Raw genomic sequence first — 22,151 nt, 5'->3', positions numbered from 1 at the left:
CACGACGACTGGGACCGGCGCTGAGCTGTGTCGAGATTGGTGACGAGGACGGCCGACCCGGTCGTCGAGAATCCTTCTGCCACGACGCACGGCAGCACCCGGACAGTCCACCCATGGTCGTGGTGGGGCTGGGCGGCCGGCTGCGGAATCGCCATCAGCCTCACCAACAATCCCCTTCTCGTCGTACTCGTCACGGCGGCCGTGGCTCTCGTCGTCACCCTGCGTCGCACCGACGAACCCTGGGCCCGTTCTGCCGGTGTCTACGCCGGTATGGCCCTGACGGTCGTCGTCATCCGGGTGTTCTTCCAAGTTCTGATAGGAGGAGACGGGACAGGAACCGTCCTCTTCCGGCTACCCGAGGTCTCCCTGCCCGACTGGGCAGCCGGGATCCGGCTCGGTGGACCGGTCACCGCTGAGGGCCTGGCTGCCACCAGTTTCGACGCCCTTCACCTGGCCGGGATGCTGATCTGCTTCGGTGCCGCAAACTCCCTGGCCAACCCACGACGAGTCCTCAAATCGGTCCCGGCCGCCCTCCATGACGTCTCGGTGGCCATCGTCATCGCCCTGTCGGTCTTTCCTCAACTCATCGCGTCGGTGCAACGAGTCAGACGGGCCCGAAGGCTGCGCGGTGACACCAAGAAAGGAATGAGGGCCCTCGCCGCAGTGCTCGTCCCCGTACTCGAGGACTCGGTGGAGACCTCGATGTCCCTGGCCCGTGGAATGGAGTCACGTGGATACGGTCGCACCCGTGACGACCGGAGGGTCCGCCCTGGCACACGGACTCTGCTCGTCCTGTCGGTGATGGTGCTGACCCTGGGTTGCTACGGGATTCTCGCCAACCCGACAGGATCTTTCGGCACCGACCCGTCGACCTGTGCCCCCGGGAGCCTGTGCTCGTGGTTCCTGGCCGACCGGATGGGCCAACACATCGGCATCGTGCTCATCGTCGTTGGGACCGTCGGGTCGATCATCGGCTTACGGATCTCCGGGCGTCGTCTCGGTGTGAGCCGCTACCGCCCGGATCCCTGGACCTGGCAGGCCACTACGTCATGCCTGTGTGGGGCTGTCGCGATGATCGCCATGATCTGGCTGTCCCAGGCCAACCCGAAGGCCATCACCGTCTCCACCTCGCCGGTGGTCTGGCCGCCATTGGAACCGGCCATGCTCATCGTGGTGGTTGCGGTTGCCCTTCCCGGGGTGTTCACCCCGGCGCCTCAACGATCCACGTCAACCGACCCGGAGCAGGCGGTCGCGTGGAAATCCCGGAAAGATCAGGTGCGCAAGCCATGACTGATGTCATCACCCTGTCGGATGTGTCGATCACCCACGCCGGTGCCACGGCTGCGACCCTCAGGAACATCAACCTCACCGTCCAGGAGGGTGATCTGGCGCTGGTCGTCGGGCGTACTGGCACCGGCAAGTCAACCCTGTTGGGAGCGCTGAACGGGATCGTCCCCCATTTCACCGGTGGGCGTCTCGACGGCACCGTGACGGTGGCCGGACGGGATACCCGCATACATCGTCCCCGCGACCTGGCTGACGTCATCGGGATCGTTGGGCAGAACCCGGTCAACGGATTCGTCACCGACACCGTCGAGGACGAGATCGCTTACGGCATGGAACAGCTGGGGATCTCCCCGTCGGTGATGCGCAAGAGGGTCGAGGAGACCCTGGACCTCATGGGGATCGCCGACCTGCGGCGTCGGGCCTTGCTGGGCCTGTCAGGCGGTCAACAGCAGCGGGTGGCCATCGCCGCGGTACTTGCTGCCCAGCCTCGCATCCTCGTCCTCGACGAACCCACCAGCGCGCTGGATCCCACCGCAGCCCAGGACGTTTTTGCCTCCATCACCACGCTCGTCCATGACGTCGGGCTGACGGTGGTGCTGGCCGAACACCGGCTGGAACGCGTCATGCATGCCGCCGACACCGTCTGGTGGCTCCCCGGTGACGGGTCTGTCGTGCAGGGTCATCCGGAAGAGGTCCTGGCTCACGCTGATGTCGTCCCGCCCCTGGCCGCGCTGGGACGGACCTTGGGATGGCCGACCGTCCCATTGTCAGTGCGCGATGCCCGTCGTCGCGTCGGCACGCACCCCAACCTCCCGAAAGCACCACACCCTTCCGAGGCCATGACGTGGCAGGGCGACGGTGACGAGGTGCTGTGGCTGGAGAAAGTTGGTGTCGATTACGGCCACGTTCATGCCGTTGACGCCATGACCGCGACTCTGGGTCGCGGAACCGTCACCTGCCTCATGGGGCGAAACGGGTCGGGCAAGTCATCGCTGATGTGGGCCATCCAGGGGGCGACGAAGTCCTCAGGAAAGGTCCTCGTCAACCATGACGGGTCCTGGACCGACCCGCGCAAGGCCAACGCCGAGACTGCGCGGACAATGGTGAGCCTGGTTCCCCAGTCCGCCGCTGACCTGCTCTACCTGCCGACGGTGGCCGAGGAGTGCGCCCAGGCCGACAAGGAGTCCGAGGTTCCCGAGGGAACCACGCGGGCCATCCTCTCCCAGTTGGGTGCAGGACTACCGGAGGATCGCAACCCTCGTGACATGTCGGAGGGGCAGCGGCTGGCCCTCGTGCTCGCGATCCAGTTGTCCAGCCGCCCTGACGTCCTCCTCCTTGACGAGCCCACCCGTGGCCTCGACTACGCCATGAAGAACGAGCTGGCGAGAATCGTCAAGGACATCGCCGCCGGTGCCACCGGAGCTCCTGCCGCCGTCCTGTTGGCCACCCATGACGTGGAATTCGCGGCAGCAACGACTGACCGCACCATTGTCATGGCAACCGGCCACATTGTGGCCGACGGATCCACGCGCTCGGTGTGCATCTCCTCACCGGCCTTCAGCCCACAGATCGCCAAGGTCTTCCACCCGGCCGACGTCATGACGATCGCCGACGTCAAGAGGCTCGTGGAAAACTCGGGAGGTGTGGGCCGATGAGCAACCGACAGAGGCAGAACGTCGCCGTTCGCACGTCAACGACATCGCGGGTGCTGCTCGTCGTCACCGCGCTCATGGGGTTGCTGGCCTTCTGCTGGCCGCTGTTCCTCGACCCCGGCAGCTCGGCCGACTACGAGACGCGCACCCCCTTTCTCTTCGCAGCCATCCTGCCGGTGGTTCTCGCGGTAGTGGTGTCCCAACTCAGTTCGGACGGTATCGACGTCAAGGCCCTCGCCATGATCGGCGTCCTTACCGCCTGTGGGGCCGCACTACGAACCCTCAGCCCATCTATGGCCGGTATCTCCTTCGTCTTCATCCTCATGATTCTCGGCGCGAGGGTGTTCGGCGCAGGATTTGGATTCGTCCTCGGTACGACGACGATGTTCGCGTCCGCCCTGCTCACGGCAGGCTTCGGACCGTGGCTGCCATACCAGATGATCGCCTCGGGCTTCGTCGGGCTGGGAGCAGGAATCCTCCCTCGCGCCAAGGGAAGAGCCGAAGTAGCATGGCTGTGCAGCTGGGGATTCATCTCCGCCTTCATCTACGGCTGGCTGATGGATTTCGCCTTCTGGCCGTTCAACCTGGGGACCAGCACCCAACTCTCCTTCGACCCACGCGCGTCTGCGTTGACCAACCTGTGGCACTTCGTGCTGTTCAACGTCGCAACGTCCATGGGCTGGAACTTGGGACGCGCGATCACCAACGTCATCTGCTTGGCGCTGCTGGGCGGTCCGATACTACGGGTGCTGCGCCGAGCCTCCCGACGTGCCCAATTTGGCGAGTCCTCGGCAGAATCGGCACCACAGCTCACGCCACCGGAGTGACCTTTCTCAGCACCTCGTCCCAGCCGCGGTCAAGTTGCCGCCCGCCCATGATGATCCCGACGTGCAGCACCATGAGGGACCACCCCAGCCCGAGGACGAAGGTCAGGAGGATGCTCCACCACGAGTTGTCCGTCACCCCTACCAGCGCCACGAGCAGGACGATCGGGATGGCGGTGATGACTCCTGCCACCATGCCGATGAGCAACCCCAGGCAGCCAGCACCCGCCGACGGTCCGGAGCCGGAGTTGAACCCGCTCCCCTTGCGGTTGTCAGCCACCTGCACCGGATTGACGACACCCATCCACGAGCCGATCCCCGTCGAGAGCAGTAAGGCGCTCCAAGCTTCGGCGACCACCACCGGCAGCAGCTCCCACTGACCGCACCGCCACACCATGACAAGTGCCAGCAGCAAACCAACCGGCATCGTGACGACGAGGTAAGCAATCGCGCGACCGCGTCGATCCTGCGCACCGGTGACCGACGCCTCCATGTGATGCCACAAGGCCGTCCCGTCATAGCTGATGAGTGAACCCGCGTAGAGCGGCACTGCACACAGCATGATCATGAAGGGGAGCGCGGTGAAGACGAGGGCTGACGTCGTGCCGCTCATCTCGTCCCCGCCATTGATGAGCATCGGGACCAGCCCGAGGACCGGGATGAGGAAGGTGTTGAGCAGCAGGGACACCATCCGGGGATCGCGCTTCATGTAGCGCAGGGTGCGTCCGGCAATCGCACCGGTCGGGGTGGCTGGAAACATGCGATCAATCCAGCTTTCGGCCTTGACCTTCTCGGCGCCGCCACCATCTCCGGTTGGCGAGACGAGGCGATGGTCAACGATGGTTCGCCAAGCCCACACCATGAGCGCAAGACCAGCGATGCTGAGGACGAGCTTGGCCATGAGTGTCAGCCACGTGCCGCTGGCAGCCTCCCACGGCATCGACCAGGCCCACCCCAACGGGGTCCAGCCGACGATTCGTCCGACGTTGCCCGGAATTACATTGGTCGTCGCACCAGTCCTTGTCACGAACTGCATCCCGACGCTCAATCCGCAGCACAGGAGCACGAGCAGGACCATCATGGCCTCGCGGAATCGACGCTTGGCCAGCACCGCCGACATCGCGGCCAGCAAGAGATTCGACGCGATCATGGCGTCGGACCATCCCAGGAGGACACCGACCATGGCCGCAACGACCGAAGCAGCGCCCGCGCTGGACCATGCGAAAACATGTGACGCTGCCGCGACCAGGGTGACGATTCCTCCCATGCCCAACAGACCAGCTGTCACGAACGCAGGCATCAGTTCCCGAGCACGCTTGGGAAAGATGGCGTATCGCGAGGGGTCGGTGTAGATCGGTTGAGCACCGAAAAGTACCGGCAGCACGATCCAGAAGATCATCAGCGAAGCCCCTGCGGCCGAGGTGGTGGCTCCGCGGAGGTCGACGCCAAGTCGACCGGTCGCAGACACGTAGAGCACGTAATTCCCACCAAGGAACAGGGCCATCAAGATGAGAAAGAGCAGCCCAACCGTCTCCTGTGTCTTGGCGCCTTCACGGAAGGGAGCGAGGGTGGTTCGCCACTGGTACTTCAGGACTTGTGCAACCACGTGAGTCCCTCCCCGGTGTTGGCGTTCCCGCCGACGAGCTCGACGAACCTGTCCTGCAGGGACTTGCCCTGACGGACGTCGTCGATGCTCCCAATGGCGTGAAGTTGTCCCTTCGCGATGACGGCTACCGAGTCGCACAGGGATTCGACGAGCTCCATGACGTGGCTGGAGATGACGATCGTGCCGCCACCGTCGACGAAGTGACGCAGGACAGCGCGAATCGTCTGGCCGGAGATCGGGTCGACCGACTCCAAGGGCTCGTCGAGGACGAGCAGTGCTGGGTCGGCGATGAGGGCGCAGGCCAGACCAATCTTCTTGGCCATGCCGGCCGAGTAGTCGCAGACCAGGGTGTTTGCGGATTCCGTCAGCCCGAACGTGTCGAGGAGTCTGTCGGTGCGTTCGTTGACGGTGGCCTCGTCAATCCGGTGCAGCATCCCGCAGAAGTGCAGCAACTCTCGGCCAGAGAGACGGTCAAAGGTCTTCATGCCGTCGGGGAGTACCCCCATCCGGGCCTTGGCGGCGGCCGGATCAGCCCAGACGTCGTGGCCCAGCACGTCAATGCGCCCGGAGTCAGGACGTAGCAGTCCGGTGACCATCGAGAGGGTCGTCGTCTTGCCGGCACCGTTCGGACCGACGAAGCCGAACATTGATCCGCGCGGGACCCACATCGTCAGGTTGTCCACGGCAACCTTGGTGCCGAATCTCTTGGTCAGCCCCTCAATCCTGATGGCTGGGTCGCTCGTCCTCGGAGTTGTCGGGGGCGTCGAACCACCTGGGTGTGCGACGGGCGAAGGACCAGTGAATTCAGTCACGGCACTCATCAAATCAGGTTGTCAGGCCATACTCAAGGCACCTCACATCAGCCATTTCGGGCACGTTTGGTGAAAATCTCGCAGTTGTGGGAATGATGGGGACGGTTTCGGTGTTGGACCGAACAAGCGGCCCCGCCAAGGGCCACGTCATGACGGAAGCCATGGCGCATCTCGTTCCACAGGAGGAAGAATGGCTGTTTACACCCTTCCCGATCTCGACTACGACTACGGCGCCCTGGAACCCCACATCTCAGGCAAGATCATGGAGCTCCACCACGACAAGCACCACAACACCTACGTGCAGGGTGCCAACACCGCTCTGGAAAAACTGGCCGAAGCCCGTGAGAAGGGCGACTTCGGAGCCATCAACAAGCTCGAGAAGGACTTGGCCTTCAACCTCGGTGGTCACATCAACCACTCGGTCTTCTGGAAGAACATGTCTCCCGACGGTGGCGACCGCCCCGAGGGCAATGAGCTCGCCGCTGCCATTGACGAGTTCTTCGGTTCCTTCGACGGCTTCAAGAAGCAGTTCGAGGAGGCTGCCAAGGGCGTTCAGGGCTCCGGCTGGGGCATGCTCGTCTGGGATGTCCTGGGCCAGCGCCTCAACACCATGCAGCTGTTCGACCAGCAGGGCAATCTGCCGTCCGGACAGATCCCGATCGTGCAGCTCGACATGTGGGAGCACGCTTACTACCTGCAGTACCAGAACGTCAAGGCTGATTACGTCACCGCTTGGTGGAACGTCGTGAACTGGGCCGACGCCCAGGCTCGCTTCGATCGCGCCCGTTCCAAGACCCCGGGTCTCATCTGAGAGACCGTCTGAAAACCACGAGGGGCTCGTCATGCCGAGCCCCTCGTGGTGTGTCTGGGCCATACTTCCCGAGAAGCCTTGCCTCAATCGGCTTGACCCACCACTTTGACCCACCAACCGGTGGTAATCCTGAAAGCTCATTGGCCCGCTGCCACGTACGCTGGCAGCCTCACCTCATCCTTTCGACATGTCCACGGGACTGACCGATCCCTGCGAGGCGACACCCTCCACGGCTAAATTTCAACAGGACCGAAACCGTAACCAACGGCTCACCAGCCACGAAACACCGAGTAGATTGCGATCCGCTCGGCATCGTCTCGTGGTGCACTGTCCGCCACCGGAAGGGGCTGCCACGATGGCCGCCAACACGCTGCCCACCAGTTCGATGCCCAATACTGAGATGGCGTCACCACACATCTCTCCGGAATCCAGACGCTTTCTGCGCCGTGTCACCGCTGCCACGGCGTTCGGAGGCGGACTCGACGGATTCGACCTTGGGATCATCAGCGTCGTCATCCTGCACATCAATCATGATCTGGGGCTCTCCCCCGCGATGGAAGGTCTGGTCGGCGCCGCAAGCCTGCTCGGTATTTTCATCGGCGCTCCGCTCTTCGGCTACCTCACCGACAAATTCGGCCGCAAGAAGATGTTCATGGTCGACATCATTTCCTTCATCGTCATCGGTGTCGCCCAAGCCTTCGCCATCGGCGGGGTCTCCCTGACCATCCTCCGATTTCTACTGGGCATGGCCGTCGGTGCCGAGTACTCGATCGGCGCCCCGATGCTCTCGGAGTTCGCCCCGGCCCGGGAGCGCGGATCGAAACTGGCCTTCCTCGAGCTGTGTTGGCGTATCGGCTTCCTCATCGCTGTCCTGCTGGGTTACGCGCTGCTGTGGCTCGGGGTCTCGTGGAAATGGATCCTGGCCACCTCGGCCATCCCTGCCCTCGTCGTGTTGGGTCTACGGATCGGTCTTCCGGAATCCCCACGCTGGCTGCTGCGTCACGGGCATGAGGCCGAGGCGCGTGAGATCGTCGAGAGGTACATGGGTCCGGAATTCTTCGAGGCCGAGGAGCTCGCCGCGGAGTCGGTCGGCAAGGATGGGTACCGCAAGCTCTTCCGCAAGGGGCAGCTGCGACGCACCGTCTTCGTCTGTATCTTCTGGACCTGCATCGTCACCCCGTACTTCGCCATCTTCACCTACGCCCCGAAGGTGCTGGAGTCCCTCAATGTGAAGTCCCAGGCGACAGGCACGATCCTCTCGAACACCATCGGTGCGGTCGGTGCCCTCATCGGACTGCTGGCCATCGACCGGATCGGTCGCCGTCGCATGCTCATTGGCCCGTTCTGGGTACAGACGGTGGTCCTACTGGTCGTCGGCCTGTGGACGAACGCGCCATCCTGGGTGCTGGTGGTCGGCCTGGCGGTCTTTGCCCTGGTCAACTCCTTCAGTGACATCCTGACAGCGGTGTACCCGTCGGAGATCTTCGACACCGACATTCGCTCCAGCGGTGTCGGATTCGGGTCGGCGATGAGCCGTATCGGCGCCTTCGTCGGCACTTATCTGCTGCCCATCGGCATTGGGACGATCGGTGTCAAGTGGTGCATGGTCATTGCGGCAGGACTGTGTGTCATTGGCGCGGTGACGGGCCAATTCATGGCTCCGGAAACCATGAACCGCTCCCTCACCAGGACGTCCACCGGCGAGCTCATGGACACCTGAGCCGCTCGAGACCTGGGCTCTCGCTCGGTCCCAGGCCAGCCATGTCAGGCAGACACCCCAAATGGTCGGTACATCCACCTCGGGATTCCCGACCTCGTCAGCCAGGACTTCCAGACACTGACGACCACGATAGGGGCCAGGGCCACGGTGGTGTCGATGCTGTTGAGCTTGGAGCGGTCCAGGACGTCGGTGATGGGAACGAAGGCAACGTCTCCGGCTGTGTTGCCCGGACGCGATGCGCAGACGTCGAGCTCCTTGCCGTCGTACATGACGCGTAGCCAGCTGTGGCCGGTGTGGTACCAGGGGTGGTGCTCCAGCCGAACGCGGGCAGCATGGACCGGCCTCACCTGGAATCCGAGTTCCTCGAGTACTCGCCCGAGGACGATGTTGTACTGCCCCGAGTGCCCGTGGCCAGCCGCGAGAGATGCTTCCGGACTGAGCCACAGATGCCAGCAGGAGTAACAGGTGTACATCCGGTGAACGAGTTGGGTGGCCTCGTCGACAAGAGCCCAGCCGGTCTCGCCGGTCGCCCGGCAGGCCGCGATGACGTCGTCGACAGTGCGCAGTGGCTCGCCGACTGGCCCCTCAGGTAGGACAGGTTCTGGTCTCGGCGCCGCTACGACGACCGGGACGACGGCTGCTGCCACACCGGCCAGCACGAGTGGGATCTTCTTCATCTGCGCTCCTGAGGGTCGTCGATCTGCTGGTCGTCGGTCTGCGGGGCAAGTGGATCATGGACGCCCCTTCGGGCGTCGTGCCTGTCCTTGAGTTTCTGCTTCCAGTAGGACTTACCACCAGGACGTGCGGCGATCTCGGAGTGGACGGCCAGCATCTTGTCAACGCTGGCATCCCAGGTGAATTGCTCAGCTCGGCGTCGGGCGGCCTTGCGCAGGTCGGGTCCGAGCCGGTCCGCCAGACGCAGGGTTGCATCCGCCAAACCGTCGGCGTCGGGACTGCCAGCCTCTCCGCTGGTGGCGTCGACGATCTCGTGTGCACCTCCTCGGTTCGCGGTGACGACCGGGGTTCCGCAGGCGAGAGCTTCCAAGGATGCCAACCCGAAGGTCTCTGCCGGGCACACCGACATGGAGATGTCGGCCGCCGCACATCTTCGGGCAACCTCGTCGCGCCCTTCCACGAACCCGTTGAAAAAGACAGGGGCATCCCCAGCTTGCTCCTTCAAGGCATCAGCATCGGGCCCCACACCGTACATGTCCAGCCGCAGCGGGACACTGCGGCGGTGCAACTCGGCAGCAGCAGCGACGGCCAGCTGCGGGCTCTTCTCGTGACTCATCCGGCCGACGTAACACAGTCTGAGGAGCCCGTCGGGACGCGGTGTCGCCAGGCCGGGCTCGCGCTTGTCTGGATTGAAGGTTTCCAGGTCGACGCCGAGGGGCACCTTGACGAGGTGGGCTCCGGTGTCGGCGAATTCTCCAGCCGAGTAGTCCGAGGTGACGACGACAACGTCGAAGGACTTGGAGAGACGGCGGTTGAGGGCACCGACCGCGGCGGCGACACCAAACTGACGTCGCACCCACATCGTCAGCATGTCGTCCAGGCGTTCGTGGCTGAAGAGGACCGAACCTACGCCGCGTCGGGACGCCCAGCCCGCAGCGGGGGTGAGGGTCCACTTGTCGGAGGACTCGATGGACGTGGGACGGAAGCGGTCGAGGATGTCAAGAGCACGCCAGGGCGTGGCGATCATGCGGTAACCGGCGGACACGCGCGGAGCCGCGATCTCGACCGTGATGCCGGACCCCGACTCGGTGATGCGGTCCTTCGGTCCTGGAATGACGAGAATTCGCTCGTGCCCTGCGGCGACGTATCCCTTACCAAGGGCGTCGATGGCCACCTTCATGCCACCCGAGACGGGGCCGACGAAGTTGGCGAGCTGAGCGATGCGAAGGGTCGTCACTCCTTCAGCCTATGTGGCGACGATGCATGACGGTGCTCGGGGTTAAGGCGAGTTCGCAGAAACGACGAGCACCGGCCCCTGATGAAGGACCGGCGCTCGTGTGTTGAAGGAGGATCAGGCCTCGGTCTTCTCCTCGACCTCAACGGCATCCTGCTCGGTGGCGGTGCTGATCTGCGCCTTGGCATCAGCAGCACTGGCCGGAGCCTTCGGGGCCACCTTCTCGGTGACGACCTCGATGACGGCCATGGGGGCGTTGTCGCCCTTACGGTTGCCGATACGGGTGATGCGCGTGTAGCCGCCGTCGCGACCCTCCATGAGGGGGGCGATCTCGGTGAAGAGGATGTGCACGACGCCGCGGTCGGTGATCGTACGATTGACGATGCGACGGTTGGCGACGGTGTCGGTCTTGGCTCGATTGATGAGCTTCTCGGCGAGCGGACGGACGCGCTTGGCCTTGGTGACCGTGGTCACGACGTGGCCGTGCTCAAAGAGCTGGCTGGCCAAGTTGCGCAGGATGATCCGCTCGTGGGCCGGGGAGCCGCCTAGACGGGGACCCTTAGTGGGTTTCGGCATAATTTCTCCTTGTGTGTCGGTGTGGTGGGCAGGTGGACCCACCGCGATCCGGCTGAGGGAGGACGGTTGTCCTCCCCTCCCCTTCCCCGTCAGTGACGGGTGGGGGTGTGGCCAGGGTCCACCCCCCTGGCCTCCCCTCCGAAGAGAGGAAATCTTCGGTGACAGAGGTTCGCCGGGACGCCCCAGCAAGCCAGCCACACAAACTCAAGCCCAAACGCAGCCCTCGGTCAAACTGACAACTGCGCTCAAGGCTCGACCCATTCGGGGGATGCAAGGGGGTCGTCCCCCTTGCACATGGGAACGGGGGATGCAAGGGGGTCGTCCCCCTTGCACATGGGAACGGGGGATGCAAGGGGGTCGTCCCCCTTGCATCACTACTCAGTACTGCTCGGTCTCTGCGTAATCGTCGTCGTTGGCCTCGTCATAGGCCTCAGCGGCGGCGAGCGGATCGAAGCCCGGGGCGGAGTCCTTGAGAGCCAGACCGAGCTCGGCCAGCTTCTCCTTGACCTCGTCGATGGACTTGGATCCAAAGTTGCGGATGGCAAGCAGGTCCTGCTCGGAGCGGGAGACGAGCTCTCCAACGGTGTGGATGCCCTCGCGCTTGAGGCAGTTGTAGGAACGGACGGTGAGGTTGAGCTCCTCGACCGGGGTTCCGAGGTTCTCGGCATACTCCTCGTCGACCGGGCCGGCACCGATCTCGATACCTTCGGCGTCGGCATTGAGCTCACGCGTCAGGCCGAACAGCTCGACGAGAGTCTTACCCGCAGAGGCGACAGCGTCGCGCGGCTGAATGCTCGGCTTGGTCTCGACGTCAACGACGAGCTTGTCGAAGTCGGTACGCTGCTCGACTCGGGTGGCCTCCACCTTGTAGGTGACCTTCAGGACCGGGGAGTAGATGGAGTCGACGGCGATACGACCGATCTCGGAGTTCGGGTCGTCGTTGAGGGCGCTGGACACGTAGCCGCGCCCGCGCTCGACGATGAGCTCCATCTCGAAGTGACCATCGTCGTTGAGGGTGGCGATGTGCAGATCCGGGTTGTGGATGGTCACACCGGCCGGCGGGTTGATGTCGGCAGCGGTGATCTCGCCAGCTCCGGACTTGCGCAGGTACATGACGACGGGTTCGTCCTCCTCAGAGGAGAGGACCAGGCCCTTGAGATTCAGGATGATCTCGGTGACGTCCTCGACGCAGCCCTCGATGGTGGAGAACTCGTGCTGGACTCCCTCGATCTTGATGCTCGTCACGGATGCGCCAGGGATGGACGACAGCAGGGTGCGGCGCAGCGAGTTGCCGATGGTGTAGCCGAAGCCGGGCTCCAGGGGCTCGATGATGAACTTCGAGCGGAACTCGGAGATGGACTCCTCGGTGAGGGTGGGACGCTGTGCGATGAGCATGTTTTCTACCTTTCGCGCCAACCGCTATATGAAGGCGCAGAGGGGAACAGGATGACGGGGAACTCCCCGCCGGGAGATTATTTGATTGTGGCTCCCCGGGCCGACCAAAGTCGACCCGGGGAGAGCAGGGTTGCAGAGGGTCGCCCCCTCACAAGATCCCGAACAGACCCAACCCCGAACACAACCACCCATCCGGTGGGCGCGCACAGAGTCATGACCCACTCGGGGGATGCAAAGGGGTCGCCCCCCTTGCACTACTTACTTGGAGTAGAGCTCGACGATGGCCTGCTCGTTGACGTCGACGACGATCTGCTCACGGGTGGGCAGCTGGTGAACCAGGATGCGTCCCCTGTTCGGGCGTACCTCCAGCCATGCCGGGATGTCGCGGGTCTCGAAGGTCTCGCGGGCGATGACGATCGGGTGGAGGTCCTTGGACTTCTCGCGAACGTCGATGATGTCGTGGGTGCTCACACGGTAGGAAGGAATGTTGACCTTCTTGCCGTTGACCAGGAAGTGGCCGTGGCTGACCATCTGGCGAGCCTGACGACGGGTGGCAGCAAGCCCTGCGCGGTACACGACGTTGTCGAGGCGCGACTCGAGGATCTGCAGCAGGACGTCACCAGTCTTGCCCTGGGCGCGGTCCGCCTCCTCGTAGTAACGACGGAACTGCTTCTCCAGGACACCGTAGGCGTAACGAGCCTTCTGCTTCTCGCGCAGCTGCAGCGAGTACTCGGAGTCCTTGGTGCGACCGCGGCCATGAACACCCGGGGGGTACGGACGACGCTCGAAGGACTTGTCGTTGCCGACAAGGTCAGTCCCGAAGCGACGGGACTTCTTGGTAAGGGGGCCGGTGTAACGGGCCATTGTGTATCAGTCCTTTGCTCTCGGAGTGGGTCAGACGCGGCGGCGCTTCGGCGGGCGGCATCCGTTGTGCGGGACGGGAGTGACGTCAGAGATCGGGCCGATCTCCAAGCCGACGGCCCCGAGGGAACGGATGGCGGTCTCACGGCCGGAGCCGGGACCCTTGACGAAGACGTCAACCCGCTTCATGCCATGCTCCATGGCGCGACGTCCAGCGGCCTCGGCGGCCATCTGAGCGGCGAACGGGGTGGACTTACGAGAGCCCTTGAAGCCGACGGTGCCGGCAGAGGCCCACGAGATCACCGCACCGGAAGGATCGGTGATGGCGATGATGGTGTTGTTGAACGTGCTCTTGATGTGCGCCTGTCCGGCGACGACGTTCTTCTTCTCCTTGCGGCGCACCTTAGTCTTGGGTGCACCCTTGCGGCCTGCAGTAGCCATGTGATGTCTCTCCTGAAATCAGTGTGATCTGCGCATCGATGAAGGTTGGTGAGTGCCCGACGGGCAGTGACTCACTTGGCCTTCTTCTTGCCAGCGACGGCCTTCTTCTTGCCCTTACGGGTACGGGCGTTGGTGCGGGTGCGCTGACCACGGACCGGGAGTCCGCTGCGGTGACGACGGCCCTGGTACGTGCCGATCTCGATCTTGCGGCGGATGTCGGCGGCCACCTCACGACGAAGGTCACCTTCGACGTGGTAGTTGGCCTCGATGTGGTCACGCAGAACCACCAACTGATCGTCGGTCAGCTCGTGGACGCGCAGGTCACCGCTGATTCCGGTGGCCTTGAGGGTCTCGGTGGCGCGGGTGCGACCGATTCCGTAGATGTAGGTCAGGGCGACCTCGAGACGCTTGTCGCGCGGCAGGTCAACTCCGATGAGGCGTGCCATGTGGCATCCCTTTCTTGTTCTTTCGACCCGAACGATGTCGAGCCGCGAAGGTGTCCGGCGTGGAGCTTCCTCGTCATTCCTGGGAACGATGGATGGTGTCTGACCATCCGACGGGGCCCCGGCCTTCGTCCGGGGGTGGTGGCCCAGATCCGTGCTCGATGGTTTCGAGCGGGGGCCCGGGACGTGCTTCCACGGTGTCCCGGGGCAATGCCCGGGAGGTCTGCACCAGTGTGGACAACCGGTGCTTCTTCTGTTGTGCAGTTCACTTGTTCACCGCTCCCACCTGGCGGGTGGGCCTGACGGTGGACCTCAGGGGTCGAACCCCTGCATTCCTGCTGACCGTCGCGATGACGATCTGCGATCCCGTCGCGGCGTGGGCTCAGCCCTGACGCTGCTTGTGGCGCGGGTTGTCGCAGATGACCATCACACGGCCGTGGCGACGGATGACCTTGCACTTGTCGCAGATCTTCTTGACGCTCGGCTGAACCTTCATGAGATTCTCTTTCGCGTAACGGTCCCCTGACGGGAACCTGGGTGGTGCGCCGCTAAGCGCTTGGCAATGAGCCCTAGCTCACTTGTGGCGGTAGACGATCCGGCCTCGGGTCAGGTCGTAGGGCGACAGCTCGACGACGACACGGTCCGACGGCAGGATTCGGATGTAGTGCTGACGCATCTTGCCGCTGATGGTGGCAAGAACGCGGTGCCCATTCTTGAGTTCGACACGGAACATAGCGTTGGGTAAAGCCTCAACGACAGTTCCCTCCAGCTCGAGTGCTCCCTCTTTCTTGGCCATTACATCCCATCTGTCCGCTGGCCGTACCCCCTGCGGGCACGGCTATTGGCTCCGCACACACGGAGCCAACAAGCGATACTACCTGCTCGCCGTCGCGTCCCCAAATCGACGCAAGTGCGGTCAACAGGCCGGATTGGCCGGCTGCTGGGACGACATCAGAACCGCGGCGTCAGGCCGGTGAACTCAGCGATGAAGGCGAGCTTGTCAGCGGAGGCATTGACGCGGGAAGCACGCGGACGCCCGGCGCCATGACCCACCGAGTGGTCGATGCGGGTGAGGATCGGGGCATCCCCTCCCTGGGCTCGCTGCAGGGTAGCGGTGAACTTGTGGCTGTGGGCCGGTACGACGCGATCGTCGTGGTCACCGGTCATGACGAGAGTTGCCGGGTAACGGCGTCCCTCCACCACGTTGTGCAGCGGCGAGTACACCAGCTCGACCTCGAAGTCGTGGGCGTCCTCCGGGTTGCCGTAGTCCGACATCCACGCGGCCCCTGAGGAAAACTCGTGGAACCTCAGCAGGTCAAGCACTCCGACCTCGGGAACTGCCGCAGCCAACAGGTCCGGACGCTGGGTGAGCACCGCACCAGCCATCAGACCACCATTGGAGCCGCCAGTGATCGCCAAGGTATCCGGGGTCGCCAGCCCGGCGTCGACGAGGTCAAGGAGAACGGCGATGTGGTCGTCGAAGACGTGCTGCTTGTCGTCGAGGATACCGCTGCGATACCACTCGGCCCCGAACTCACCACCGCCACGAGAGTTGACGAGGGCCACTGCACCACCGGCCTCCATCCATGCTTGCCACAGCGGGGAATGGGTGTTGGTGATGGTGATGTCGAATCCGCCATAGCCGTAGACGATGGTTGGCAGAGGACCGGTCGCGTTGAGGGACTCGTCGCGCATGTACCAGTAGGGCACCTGGGTGCCGTCGGCACTCGTGGCATGACGACGCTCCACACTGGCATGGAACTGTCCGACCCCGGACGACTGGACATGGTCGAGCTGACCGGATGCGGCGTCCAGGTGGTAGATGACGTTCGGGCTGCTCGGGCCGGTGGCATGGATGAACACATCTGGCTCGCGTTCGTCTGGAACGGTGAGATAGACGTCACCAGCCTCGACGTCGACGTCGCCGAGGCACTCCCCTGAGGTCGACCACCGACTGATGCGCGGGGTGACGTCAACCATGTGCACGGCGACGAGGCTCTCCCCCGCCAGCACCACCGTCGACAACGGGTACTCCGAGGACGCAATGACCTCGGTCGGTGTTGGCTCGTCCGCGGCAAGGTCAATGGCGACGAGTCGGTAGGTCGGGGTGGCGTCGTCAGTGAGGACGAAGAGGGTCGAGCCGACGATGCCGACGGGATGGTGACTGGCGTCGGCCTCGGCGATGCGGCGACCCTCCCCGACCACGGAGTGGCCGTCGACGAGGTGATGACGGAAGACCGTCAGTCCGCTGTCGTGCGAGGTGCCAATGATGTCGCTGACGACGATCCAGCCACTTCCGGTACGGCTGCTGTTCTCGTCAGTCTCGTGCGTGACCCCGCCCCAGTAGAAGGTTCCCGGTGGGCCAGCCGGAAGCACCTCGATCTGCTCACCCGTGTCAGTGCGGACAACGACGAGACGCGGGTCTCCCGCCGCCTTGGTGACCGCAGTCTCGCCAGACTCCTTGTCCGGGAAGTCCAGGACGAGCACACTCACGGAATCGGGGAACCACCTGACTGCACTGAACTTGGTACGGATGCCCGGGTCCCGCTCCTCGCCGGTGGCCACATCGCGGAGGGTGAAGGAGGTCCAGTCCGATCCCGCCGCCGAGCTCGCCCACGCCAAGGTCGAACCATCGGGGCTGATCGCAGCGTCGGCCAGGGAGGTCGTGCCGTCCTCGGACCAACCATTGGGATCGAGGAGAGTGGTGGGACGATCGAACAGGTCGCGCCAGTCCTCGGCGGCCTGCACCACCGGCTGCGCGGTGTGACCGTCGTCGTGCCACATGAGGTAGCGACCGCCACAGCGTTTGTCGATCATGTCACCGGGGAGGGAGTACAGCTTGGCAAGACGGTTGCGGAAGGCCTCACGGGTTGGCAACGTGGCGAGGGCATCCTCGGTGAGTGCTCGCTGTCGTTCCACCCAGTCGACGGTGTCGGGGGAATCGGCGTCTTCGAGCCAGCGGTAAGGGTCCGCGATGATGTGCCCGTGGAGGGTCTCGACGACGTCGTCACGGCGAGTCTGCGGGGCGGGGCCTGCGTCGAAGCTCATGGCGGACATTCAACCACCCTCGTCGACCCTCTGACATCAACCTGCGCGAACGTGACCTCGGTGGTCACCGGCACTGACGATCTCGAGGATGCGTGGCTCAACCCGATCCCAGTCGTACATGACCTGGTGCCAAGGTATCCGCACGACGATATAACCTCTTGACACCAGTTCGAGGTCCCGTCGTCGGTCGTTCGAGTAAGCAGCGAGATCGGTGTGGTGGGCCACGGAGTCAACCTCAATGACGAGCCGGTCCCCCACCAACATGTCGACCCTGCCCACGTCATTGATGCTGACCTGGGTTCTCACCGCAAGACCGAGACGGCGCAGGCGGCACCGAACCAGGGATTCAGTTCCCGAGTCGGCCCAGTCGAGGTCGGCAAGGATGCGCCGACCTGCCGGTATTGGCAAAAGGCGTTCCTCAAGCCCTTCGTGAGTGAGTAACCCTTTCCGCACCACGGAGTCGAGGACCGCCACGGCTTCATCATGACCGAGACAGCGCACCACCGACTGCACGGCAATGTCGGGCGGATCCACCGCAATGATGGGAGCGGCGCGGCGGGGCGCGGGACAGGAACGGACCGCTGGCGACGGCGGTTCTCGGTGACCTCGACAGTGGACCCGGGAATCAAGCGGAGACCAGACACCCATCATCTTCAGAGCACTGACACATCCCAGAACACCACCCGCCCTCACTGCGCTGACCACATTGGGATCGGCACTGGGCAGGGCCCACCACCCCTGGCGCAACCGGATGATGGAACCGTGGCGCCGAGCAGTGTCGATCTTGGCCTTCGACATTCCGCTCCCCATCAACGCAGCGGTCGACACAACTCCCCCAAGGCACAGCTGTGCAGGGACGGCAATCTCAGTCAAGCGCGTGGTACTCATACCCACAGTTGTCGTCGCGGGAGTCTGAATACGTCACTTATCCACAGGGAAACCTTCCCTCAGCAGCTTCATACTCGGCGAACTCAGCGAAATCTGCCAAAAAACTCGCATGACAACGTGTCCATGGCAGATCTCGCCCCATTTTTGGCAGATTTCGCTGACACGAAGACCGCCCCACACAACAAGTGCTCAACCTCAGTCGAGAGGCCCGAACGGCACTCCGTGCTTCTCGAGTTCGGCCTTGCCACCATCGGGTTCGGACAACACCCACAGACCCTTGTTGGTCACGGCAACGGTGTTCTCCCAGTGGCTGGCCCACGAGCTGTCAACAGTGACAACCGTCCACTCGTCGTCCAGGGTGGCAGTGTCTTCCAAACCGAGGGTCGCCATCGGCTCGACGCACAGCACCATGCCTTCGACGATCTTCGGGCCACGTCCAGCTCGGCCCCAGTTGGGGACGTCGGGATCCATGTGCATCTCGGTTCCGATCCCGTGACCGGTGTACTCGCGCACAATGCCGTACTCTCGGTCGTGAGATTCCAGCGATGCCTGCACCGCGGCAGAAACATCACCAATCCTTGCTCCAGGGGCGATCTTGGCGATCCCGGCCCACATGGACTCACGAGTCACTTCGGACAGGGTTCGGGCCTCCTCGCTGACATCTCCCACCAGAACCGTTCGGGCGGCATCGCCATGCCATCCGTCGACGATGGCTCCGTAGTCGATGGAGACGATGTCGCCATCCTTGAGCTCCCGATCACCGGGAATGCCGTGGACGATGGTCTCGTTCGGGCTCACGCATGCCACGCCCGGGTAGGGCGGCAGGCCCCAATCTCCTCCGTAATTGAGGAAGTTCGACCCTGCGTTGTGACGCTCGAGGACCTCGCGACCGACCCGGTTGATGTCGGCAGTGGTGGCCCCAGGCACGGCACTCGCGCACATGGCCTCCAAGCCCTCGACGACGACCAGTCCCGCCCGACGCATCGTGCGGATCTGGTCGGGTGTCTTGATCTGGAATCGGTGGCGACCCAACACGTCAGTTCTTCGCATCGAGGGCGGCAAAAATACGCTCGCGCACCTCGTCGATCTCTCCGACGCCATCCACACCGACAAGAACTCCAGCCGAGCGGTAGTGCTCAAGCAGCGGCTCCGTCTGCGAGGAATACACCTTCATCCGGTTACGAATGGTCTCCTCGTTGTCGTCGGTACGCCCTTCAACCTCGGCGCGCTTGAGCAGACGTTGGGTGAGCAGCTCGGGGTCGACGTCAAGGCTGATGACGGCGTCGAGCTCCTGACCGTGCTCCTTGAGGTACGCGCCGAGGGCCTCGACCTGATGCATGTTGCGGGGATAACCGTCGAGCAGGAAACCGTTGGCGGCGTCGTCCTGGTCGAGGCGATCGACGACGATGGCGTCGGTCAGCTCGTCGGGGACGAGGTCGCCGGCGTCCATGATGGCCTTGACCTTCTTGCCCAGCTCGGTGCCGTTCTTGATGTTGACACGGAACATGTCGCCGGTGGAGACCGCGGGCACGCAGTAGTGCTCAGCGATGGCGGTGGCCTGAGTTCCCTTGCCTGCGCCCGGGGCGCCCATGATCAGCAGTCTCATGATGACAGGAATCCTTCATAGTGTCGTTGCTGCAACTTGCTTTCGACCTGTTTGACGGTGTCCAGCGCCACACCCACGATGATGAGGATGCTGGTACCCCCGAACGGGAAGTTCTCGTTCGCGTTGAGGTAGACGAACGCGAGCGTCGGGATCATCGAGATGAGGCCCAAGTACAAGGACCCAGGTGCCGTCAGCCGCGACAACACATAGGCCAAGTAGTCCTCGGTGGGCTTCCCGGCCCGGATGCCGGGAATGAAGCCACCATACTTCTTCATGTTGTCACTCATCTCGACTGGGTCGAAGGTGATGGCGACATAGAAGTAGCAGAAGAAGATGATCAGCAGGAAATAGACGATGTTGTACACGGGGTGGTCACCACGCTGGAAGTAGTGACCAATCCATTTCGCCGCGCCGGTCTGCGGTCGGAAGGTGGCGTAGAGCACCGGCAGGTACAGGATCGACGAGGCGAAGATGACCGGGATGACGCCGGACTGGTTCACCTTCAGCGGAATGTAGGTCGTGGAGCCGCCGAACATCCGACGCCCGACCATCCTCTTCGCATACTGCACCGGGATTCGCCGCTGACCCTGCTCGATGAAGACGACGGCTGCCATGACGAGCAGACCGATGACGATCACCAAGCTGAACACGAACCAGGCGTGGGCCTGACCAGCACCGTTACGAGCAACCTTGATGGCCCACAAGGAGTCGGGGAAACGGGCAGCGATCTGGGTGAAGATCATGATCGACATGCCGTTACCGATGCCGCGGTCGGTGATGAGTTCACCCATCCACATGACGATCGTCGTGCCTGCCGTCATCGTCAGAATCATGACGATGACCTCGAAGATCGAGGTGGAGTACACGACCGGTAGGGCGCAGGTGGTGAACAGACGGCCCGAGGTGGCCAGGGTGACGAAGGCCGTCGCCTGCAGCAGTCCGAGCACCAGGGTGAGGTAACGGGTGTACTGGGTGATCTTGTTCTGGCCGGACGCGCCCTCCTTCTTGAGGGTTTCCAGCTTCGGAATGACGACGGTCAGCAGCTGCAGGATGATCGACGCGGTGATGTAGGGCATGATGCCGAGCGCGAAGATTGCCAGCTTCAGCAGGGCACCACCCGAGAACAGGCTGATCATCGAGTACAGACCGGCAGAGGACCCGGAACTCGCCTGACTGACGCACGTGTTGATGTTCGACACGTTGACGTTCGGTACGGGGATGACGGACCCGAACCTGAACACCGCAAGGATGAAGAGCGTGAACAGGATCTTGCGGCGAAGATCCGGCGTTCTGAAGGCATTGGCGAAGGCGGAAAGCATCCGGGCCCTCTCCCATCTCGTGGACTACTGACGACGCAGATCCAACCCCCATGACGCGCTGCCGGCAAATGTCTGGGAGCATGGACACAGCGCGGGTAGCCTATCAACTCACGACGGCAATACCCACGTCGCCGTACATCACCACCTGTCTGACCCCCGTCTGGAGCGCCATGAGACCGCCGATCATCATCTCCTCGCACCGAGGACGGATCGGCGTCGGGATCGTCCTTGCGGTGATCATCGTGCTGACGGTTCTCGACCTCATTCGTTCTGGCCTCGCTGGATTGACGAATCTGCCAGCCCTGCTGCTCTTCGTGTGGCTGGTGTGGATCATCTGGGGAGTTGCCGAGATTCGGATCACTGACGAAGGGGTGACCGTCGTCAATCAATTCCGAATTTGGGACATTCCCTGGCGTCGAATCACCGAGGTCACCGGGCGTTGGGGGCTGTCGCTGACGGCCGAGCGTCGTCCTGGCGCCGATGGGGTACGCAAGCCGCGCACGATCTCGGCATGGGCTGCCCCGGCACGCGGCACGGCCACCGCGATGAGGGGCAACGCCGACCACATCCCGCAGGTCATCGTCGGGTCCGAGGTCCCGATGAGGTGGTCGCTGGATTCGCACTCAACCTCCCGTCTCATCGAGATGGAGAAGATCGAGCGTCGTCCCACGGCCGGGCGGACGGCTGCGACGCAGGCCATGCACGGGCCAGACCACACGCAGCCCAAGGACGGGAAGTCTCGCGGCGGAGAGATTCAGGTTCACCCAAACTGGATGACGATCTGCATCACCGTCGTTCTCGTCGCTGCCGCCTTCATCGTCTGACGGCGTCTCGTCCCTGCCGATCAGGGCTCCTTGAGTTCTCGTCGGGTGGCCGACGTCGCATCCCAGAAGCTCACGCCGTAGGCTGAGGGGCGTCCGAGGTCATGTGCCCCGGGCCGACAACTGTGACGG

General features: G+C 63.6%; 21 protein-coding genes and 1 pseudogene. 6 read left to right on the top strand and 16 right to left on the bottom strand.

Annotation, left to right across the window (positions count from 1 at the left end; all coding sequences use genetic code 11):
• Nucleotides 1-27 precede the first annotated feature (27 nt).
• The 3 genes from ACUCCZ_RS01850 to ACUCCZ_RS01840 are packed head-to-tail and all read left to right on the top strand — an operon-like array spanning nucleotide 28 to nucleotide 3,766.
• Nucleotides 28-1,290 (top strand): energy-coupling factor transporter transmembrane component T, encoded by a 1,263-nt coding sequence (locus ACUCCZ_RS01850; RefSeq protein ID WP_435917878.1) that lies wholly within the window; start codon nucleotides 28-30, stop codon nucleotides 1,288-1,290.
• Nucleotides 1,287-2,942: an ABC transporter ATP-binding protein gene (locus ACUCCZ_RS01845; RefSeq protein WP_435917879.1), complete on the top strand. Its 1,656-nt coding sequence runs from the start codon at nucleotides 1,287-1,289 to the stop codon at nucleotides 2,940-2,942. The genes ACUCCZ_RS01850 and ACUCCZ_RS01845 overlap by 4 nt, the downstream gene beginning before the upstream one ends.
• Nucleotides 2,939-3,766: an ECF transporter S component gene (locus ACUCCZ_RS01840; RefSeq protein WP_435917880.1), complete on the top strand. Its 828-nt coding sequence runs from the start codon at nucleotides 2,939-2,941 to the stop codon at nucleotides 3,764-3,766. The genes ACUCCZ_RS01845 and ACUCCZ_RS01840 overlap by 4 nt, the downstream gene beginning before the upstream one ends.
• Here ACUCCZ_RS01840 and ACUCCZ_RS01835 read toward each other — a convergent pair.
• Together ACUCCZ_RS01835 and ACUCCZ_RS01830 are read right to left on the bottom strand one after the other, a co-directional pair.
• Nucleotides 3,750-5,369 (bottom strand): ABC transporter permease, encoded by a 1,620-nt coding sequence (locus tag ACUCCZ_RS01835; protein WP_435917881.1) that lies wholly within the window; start codon nucleotides 5,367-5,369, stop codon nucleotides 3,750-3,752. The two genes, ACUCCZ_RS01840 and ACUCCZ_RS01835, sit on opposite strands and share 17 nt — an antisense overlap.
• Nucleotides 5,351-6,037: an ABC transporter ATP-binding protein gene (locus ACUCCZ_RS01830; RefSeq protein WP_435917975.1), complete on the bottom strand. Its 687-nt coding sequence runs from the start codon at nucleotides 6,035-6,037 to the stop codon at nucleotides 5,351-5,353. Before ACUCCZ_RS01830 ends, ACUCCZ_RS01835 begins: the two co-directional genes overlap by 19 nt.
• Nucleotides 6,038-6,371: 334 nt before the next feature.
• Between ACUCCZ_RS01830 and ACUCCZ_RS01825 the strand changes: the two genes are divergently transcribed.
• Together ACUCCZ_RS01825 and ACUCCZ_RS01820 are read left to right on the top strand one after the other, a co-directional pair.
• Nucleotides 6,372-6,992, top strand: a complete 621-nt coding sequence (locus tag ACUCCZ_RS01825) for a superoxide dismutase (RefSeq protein WP_435917882.1) — start codon at nucleotides 6,372-6,374, stop codon at nucleotides 6,990-6,992.
• A gap of 355 nt (nucleotides 6,993-7,347) precedes the next feature.
• Nucleotides 7,348-8,712, top strand: coding sequence for an MFS transporter (locus tag ACUCCZ_RS01820; protein ID WP_435917883.1), 1,365 nt, complete (start codon nucleotides 7,348-7,350; stop codon nucleotides 8,710-8,712).
• A gap of 44 nt (nucleotides 8,713-8,756) precedes the next feature.
• Here the strand turns inward: ACUCCZ_RS01820 and ACUCCZ_RS01815 are convergent, their stop codons facing one another.
• From ACUCCZ_RS01815 to secY, 14 genes and pseudogenes are all read right to left on the bottom strand, one after another.
• Complete coding sequence (locus ACUCCZ_RS01815) at nucleotides 8,757-9,389, bottom strand: hypothetical protein (RefSeq protein ID WP_435917884.1); 633 nt, start codon at nucleotides 9,387-9,389, stop codon at nucleotides 8,757-8,759.
• The gene (locus ACUCCZ_RS01810) at nucleotides 9,386-10,624 is read right to left on the bottom strand and encodes a glycosyltransferase (protein ID WP_435917885.1); all 1,239 of its coding nucleotides are present in this window, start codon (nucleotides 10,622-10,624) and stop codon (nucleotides 9,386-9,388) included. The genes ACUCCZ_RS01815 and ACUCCZ_RS01810 overlap by 4 nt, the downstream gene beginning before the upstream one ends.
• Before the next feature lie 132 nt (nucleotides 10,625-10,756).
• Nucleotides 10,757-11,197 (bottom strand): annotated as a pseudogene (gene rplQ / locus ACUCCZ_RS01805) (50S ribosomal protein L17); the annotation flags it as partial.
• A gap of 378 nt (nucleotides 11,198-11,575) precedes the next feature.
• Nucleotides 11,576-12,592: a DNA-directed RNA polymerase subunit alpha gene (locus tag ACUCCZ_RS01800; RefSeq protein ID WP_435917886.1), complete on the bottom strand. Its 1,017-nt coding sequence runs from the start codon at nucleotides 12,590-12,592 to the stop codon at nucleotides 11,576-11,578.
• 258 nt (nucleotides 12,593-12,850) lie between these two features.
• Nucleotides 12,851-13,456 carry a 30S ribosomal protein S4 gene (rpsD, locus tag ACUCCZ_RS01795; protein ID WP_435917887.1) on the bottom strand — a complete coding sequence of 202 codons (606 nt, stop codon included), beginning with the start codon at nucleotides 13,454-13,456 and terminating at the stop codon, nucleotides 12,851-12,853.
• A gap of 30 nt (nucleotides 13,457-13,486) precedes the next feature.
• Complete coding sequence (gene rpsK / locus ACUCCZ_RS01790) at nucleotides 13,487-13,894, bottom strand: 30S ribosomal protein S11 (RefSeq protein ID WP_303196835.1); 408 nt, start codon at nucleotides 13,892-13,894, stop codon at nucleotides 13,487-13,489.
• 71 nt (nucleotides 13,895-13,965) lie between these two features.
• Nucleotides 13,966-14,340: a 30S ribosomal protein S13 gene (rpsM, locus tag ACUCCZ_RS01785; protein WP_435917888.1), complete on the bottom strand. Its 375-nt coding sequence runs from the start codon at nucleotides 14,338-14,340 to the stop codon at nucleotides 13,966-13,968.
• 379 nt (nucleotides 14,341-14,719) lie between these two features.
• On the bottom strand, nucleotides 14,720-14,833 hold the full coding sequence (rpmJ, locus tag ACUCCZ_RS01780) for a 50S ribosomal protein L36 (protein ID WP_002514836.1): 114 nt from the start codon (nucleotides 14,831-14,833) through the stop codon (nucleotides 14,720-14,722).
• A gap of 78 nt (nucleotides 14,834-14,911) precedes the next feature.
• Nucleotides 14,912-15,133: a translation initiation factor IF-1 gene (infA, locus tag ACUCCZ_RS01775; RefSeq protein ID WP_002514837.1), complete on the bottom strand. Its 222-nt coding sequence runs from the start codon at nucleotides 15,131-15,133 to the stop codon at nucleotides 14,912-14,914.
• Nucleotides 15,134-15,288: 155 nt separating this feature from the next.
• Nucleotides 15,289-17,385, bottom strand: coding sequence for a prolyl oligopeptidase family serine peptidase (locus tag ACUCCZ_RS01770; protein ID WP_435917889.1), 2,097 nt, complete (start codon nucleotides 17,383-17,385; stop codon nucleotides 15,289-15,291).
• 36 nt (nucleotides 17,386-17,421) lie between these two features.
• Nucleotides 17,422-18,273: an endonuclease domain-containing protein gene (locus tag ACUCCZ_RS01765; protein ID WP_435917890.1), complete on the bottom strand. Its 852-nt coding sequence runs from the start codon at nucleotides 18,271-18,273 to the stop codon at nucleotides 17,422-17,424.
• Nucleotides 18,274-18,468: 195 nt separating this feature from the next.
• Complete coding sequence (gene map / locus ACUCCZ_RS01760; RefSeq protein ID WP_435917891.1) at nucleotides 18,469-19,308, bottom strand: type I methionyl aminopeptidase; 840 nt, start codon at nucleotides 19,306-19,308, stop codon at nucleotides 18,469-18,471.
• 1 nt (nucleotide 19,309) lies between these two features.
• A complete protein-coding gene (locus tag ACUCCZ_RS01755; RefSeq protein WP_435917892.1) occupies nucleotides 19,310-19,879 on the bottom strand; it encodes an adenylate kinase in 570 nt (189 codons plus the stop codon).
• Nucleotides 19,876-21,198 carry a preprotein translocase subunit SecY gene (gene secY, locus ACUCCZ_RS01750; RefSeq protein WP_435917893.1) on the bottom strand — a complete coding sequence of 441 codons (1,323 nt, stop codon included), beginning with the start codon at nucleotides 21,196-21,198 and terminating at the stop codon, nucleotides 19,876-19,878. Before secY ends, ACUCCZ_RS01755 begins: the two co-directional genes overlap by 4 nt.
• Nucleotides 21,199-21,368: 170 nt before the next feature.
• Between secY and ACUCCZ_RS01745 the strand changes: the two genes are divergently transcribed.
• A complete protein-coding gene (locus ACUCCZ_RS01745; protein ID WP_435917894.1) occupies nucleotides 21,369-22,022 on the top strand; it encodes a hypothetical protein in 654 nt (217 codons plus the stop codon).
• Nucleotides 22,023-22,151: the final 129 nt, after the last annotated feature.

It is taken from the genome of Cutibacterium nasicola (genome assembly GCF_052654715.2).
The sequence above is the reverse complement of the archived record's forward strand: the minus strand, read 5'-3'. Positions and strand labels throughout refer to the sequence as shown.

What these genes read in the sequence shown, in the direction of transcription:
- ACUCCZ_RS01845 (WP_435917879.1), top strand. Translation starts at nt 1,287, where the DNA reads ATGACTGATGTCATCACCCTGTCGGATGTGTCGATCACCCACGCCGGT.
- ACUCCZ_RS01840 (WP_435917880.1), top strand. Translation starts at nt 2,939, where the DNA reads ATGAGCAACCGACAGAGGCAGAACGTCGCCGTTCGCACGTCAACGACA.
- ACUCCZ_RS01830 (WP_435917975.1), bottom strand. Translation starts at nt 6,037, where the DNA reads ATGTGGGTCCCGCGCGGATCAATGTTCGGCTTCGTCGGTCCGAACGGT.
- ACUCCZ_RS01825 (WP_435917882.1), top strand. Translation starts at nt 6,372, where the DNA reads ATGGCTGTTTACACCCTTCCCGATCTCGACTACGACTACGGCGCCCTG.
- ACUCCZ_RS01820 (WP_435917883.1), top strand. Translation starts at nt 7,348, where the DNA reads ATGGCCGCCAACACGCTGCCCACCAGTTCGATGCCCAATACTGAGATG.
- ACUCCZ_RS01815 (WP_435917884.1), bottom strand. Translation starts at nt 9,389, where the DNA reads ATGAAGAAGATCCCACTCGTGCTGGCCGGTGTGGCAGCAGCCGTCGTC.
- ACUCCZ_RS01800 (WP_435917886.1), bottom strand. Translation starts at nt 12,592, where the DNA reads ATGCTCATCGCACAGCGTCCCACCCTCACCGAGGAGTCCATCTCCGAG.
- rpsD (WP_435917887.1), bottom strand. Translation starts at nt 13,456, where the DNA reads ATGGCCCGTTACACCGGCCCCCTTACCAAGAAGTCCCGTCGCTTCGGG.
- rpsK (WP_303196835.1), bottom strand. Translation starts at nt 13,894, where the DNA reads ATGGCTACTGCAGGCCGCAAGGGTGCACCCAAGACTAAGGTGCGCCGC.
- rpsM (WP_435917888.1), bottom strand. Translation starts at nt 14,340, where the DNA reads ATGGCACGCCTCATCGGAGTTGACCTGCCGCGCGACAAGCGTCTCGAG.
- rpmJ (WP_002514836.1), bottom strand. Translation starts at nt 14,833, where the DNA reads ATGAAGGTTCAGCCGAGCGTCAAGAAGATCTGCGACAAGTGCAAGGTC.
- infA (WP_002514837.1), bottom strand. Translation starts at nt 15,133, where the DNA reads ATGGCCAAGAAAGAGGGAGCACTCGAGCTGGAGGGAACTGTCGTTGAG.
- ACUCCZ_RS01770 (WP_435917889.1), bottom strand. Translation starts at nt 17,385, where the DNA reads ATGAGCTTCGACGCAGGCCCCGCCCCGCAGACTCGCCGTGACGACGTC.
- ACUCCZ_RS01765 (WP_435917890.1), bottom strand. Translation starts at nt 18,273, where the DNA reads ATGAGTACCACGCGCTTGACTGAGATTGCCGTCCCTGCACAGCTGTGC.
- ACUCCZ_RS01755 (WP_435917892.1), bottom strand. Translation starts at nt 19,879, where the DNA reads ATGAGACTGCTGATCATGGGCGCCCCGGGCGCAGGCAAGGGAACTCAG.
- secY (WP_435917893.1), bottom strand. Translation starts at nt 21,198, where the DNA reads ATGCTTTCCGCCTTCGCCAATGCCTTCAGAACGCCGGATCTTCGCCGC.
- ACUCCZ_RS01745 (WP_435917894.1), top strand. Translation starts at nt 21,369, where the DNA reads ATGAGACCGCCGATCATCATCTCCTCGCACCGAGGACGGATCGGCGTC.